Annotated in this window: 3 protein-coding genes; all 3 read right to left on the bottom strand. The window is 38.3% G+C overall.

All coding sequences use genetic code 11. The features are described from left to right. Positions 1-525: thiol-disulfide oxidoreductase ResA (gene resA / locus VK097_RS14705; RefSeq protein ID WP_324212553.1), on the bottom strand; the 525-nt coding region annotated here is incomplete at its 3' end. A gap of 285 nt (positions 526-810) precedes the next feature. Next, positions 811-1,404: a class I SAM-dependent methyltransferase gene (locus VK097_RS14700; protein ID WP_324212552.1), complete on the bottom strand. Its 594-nt coding sequence runs from the start codon at positions 1,402-1,404 to the stop codon at positions 811-813. 349 nt (positions 1,405-1,753) lie between these two features. Beyond that, positions 1,754-2,452: cytochrome c biogenesis protein CcsA (gene ccsA, locus VK097_RS14695; protein ID WP_324212551.1), on the bottom strand; the 699-nt coding region annotated here is incomplete at its 5' end.

Genomic DNA, 2,452 nt, shown 5'->3' with positions numbered 1-2,452 from the left:
AAGAGCCCCACTTACAATTTCCTCAATTTCTCCATCCGGATTAATAAAAAAGGTGCTTGGAATTGGTCCAACTTTATAAAGATCTCGTACTTCCTCGTTTTTATCATGAGGAATAGGGAATGTTAAATCATACTTATCGATAAAAGGATGAACTACAAACTCCGTACTATCTAAACTGACTGCAACAATTTCAATCCCTCTTTCTTTATATTCAGGATATAATGATTGCATGTAAGGCATTTCTTCCTCACATGGTTTACACCACGTACCCCAGAAATTTAGCATCACTCCCTTACCTTCTAAATCACTTAACTGTACAGTTTCTAATTCATTATTTTCATTAATTTGCTTCAAACTAAAATCAGGTGCTTTATCCCCTTCTTGATAAACTGCGTTATCAGCTTGTAAATTGGTGACTAACGCAAATACAATTGCTCCTAATAACACAACTAAAATTGCAGTTCTAAAAATAAAGCGATTTCTTTTTTTGTTTTTCTTATTTTTTTTGGCTTGTTCCAAACTCATATGTATCGCCCCCTTAAAACAATAACACGCGTTCGTTATATGCAATATTTAGATTCTGCTGTTCCAAGGATTTCGCATTTTGTTTACTACTCCCTATAAATATAGAACAATTATGTGTAGAAACTGTGTAGATTTACGAAGTTAACAAAATGAATGAAACTAATTAATTAAGACCTTCCCCCTGCCTGCTATGGTCTCTATTCCGGAAACCAGCCAGGAATGTCAAAAACTACTAGTTCCCTTGAAAAGTGCAAATCCTGCAGCTTGTTTCATGAACACAACTTCTTACGTTTCATTTAAACATTTGATGGTCAAAAAGATCCCATTAAAATAGGAATCCACTTCCATAACAGACAAGTTTGACTGTTTTATTAGTTCTAAAGTATCACGATTCAAATGACATCCATCACAAGCCTTTTTCCATAATGGCGTTAATACATCCTGTGTTTTTCCCAATAGTGCTTTATCTACCCTTACATGCTCAAAAAGTAAAATTTTCGCATTAGGTTTACTGACTCGTTGAATTTCTTGAAGAGCTTTCATCGGTTCTGGAATGGTACAAAAAACAAGTGTGGCTACAACTGAATCAAATGTATTGTCAGCAAATGGAAGTTTTTCCGCTTCAACCAAATAAGTTTGAATGGGGATACGTGATCTCTCCATCCGTTTAAGTGCTCGTTCCTTCATCAAAGGGTTGGGTTCGATTGCATCTACTTGTGTTGCATTCTTATAGTGAGGAAAGTTCATCCCCGTACCTGAACCAATCTCCAGCACCCTTCCTATTGCCTGATTTACTAATGTTTTACGTATCTTGTTGAATTTGGTTTTTTCGAGCGGTCTCATTGCCATATCATAAATTGACGGAAACCATTTTCCCACTATTCATTCACCTCGGGAGTATAAATATTAGGGTCTCAATCGATGACCTAATTAATAAAGGGAGGTTACATAATACTTATCTTTGTCACGATAACTCTTCATGAAATCACCCCACACCTTTCAAGTGTGCAGAATAATACTTATATCGGCAAGGTAAACCTAAAAAATATAAACCTTTTATTGGTAATAGCTCTATAAATATAGTGTTATTTAGAGTAAACAAAACTAATGAATCGCACCACCTATCCCACACTTCTCCTGCCTCTTAATTCTTGTTTATACATTTAGAAACCACTAAGTCCACCAAAAAGATAAGAAAGCAAGGGCCCCTAATGGTTGAAGTTTCCCTTTATGCGTAAGAATGAAGGCCCGCCAATAGCAAGTTAACCGCAATTAAATTGAACATAATAATCGCGAACCCTCCAACAGCAAGCCAAGCTGATCGTTCACCATGCCAGCCTCTTGAAAGCCGCAAATGCAAAAACGCTGCATAGAAGAACCAGGTCACCAATGCCCAAACTTCTTTCGGGTCCCAGCCCCAGAAGCGATCCCAGGCAATCTGTGCCCATATGGATGCAAATATTAAACCACCCAGTGTGAATACTGGAAAACCGATGGCAACTGCACGGTATGATATTTCATCAAGCATGTTCGGTTTAGCTTTTTTCATGAACGGCTGAATAGCTGCACCCACTCGTTTGCGAAAGATTAAACGAGTTAAACCATATAATACGATGCCAGTCAGTACTGACCAAATAAGCGTATTGAATTTCCTAGCCGCGTCAACACCCTGCATCCAGCCAGGTGCATCAAACAATGGTTCCATCCTGTCACCCGTCATCAGCTCACCCTCATTCGGACCGGCAATCGGAGGCAGATGATAATCCGTCGTGAATGTTTGACCGTTTAAGGAATACTCAAACTCAGCGCTATAACCTGACAAGTTGAATGAAGTTGAAATAACACTGAAACCGACAAAAATAAACAATGACAGCAAAACAATTTCGAGCCATGTTGTCCGTTTGCTGCGGACGGTCTGATCAATTTG

It is taken from the genome of Lentibacillus sp., assembly GCF_035301675.1.
Classification (GTDB): Bacteria; Bacillota; Bacilli; order Bacillales; family Amphibacillaceae; genus Lentibacillus.
The sequence above is the reverse complement of the archived record's forward strand: the minus strand, read 5'-3'. Positions and strand labels throughout refer to the sequence as shown.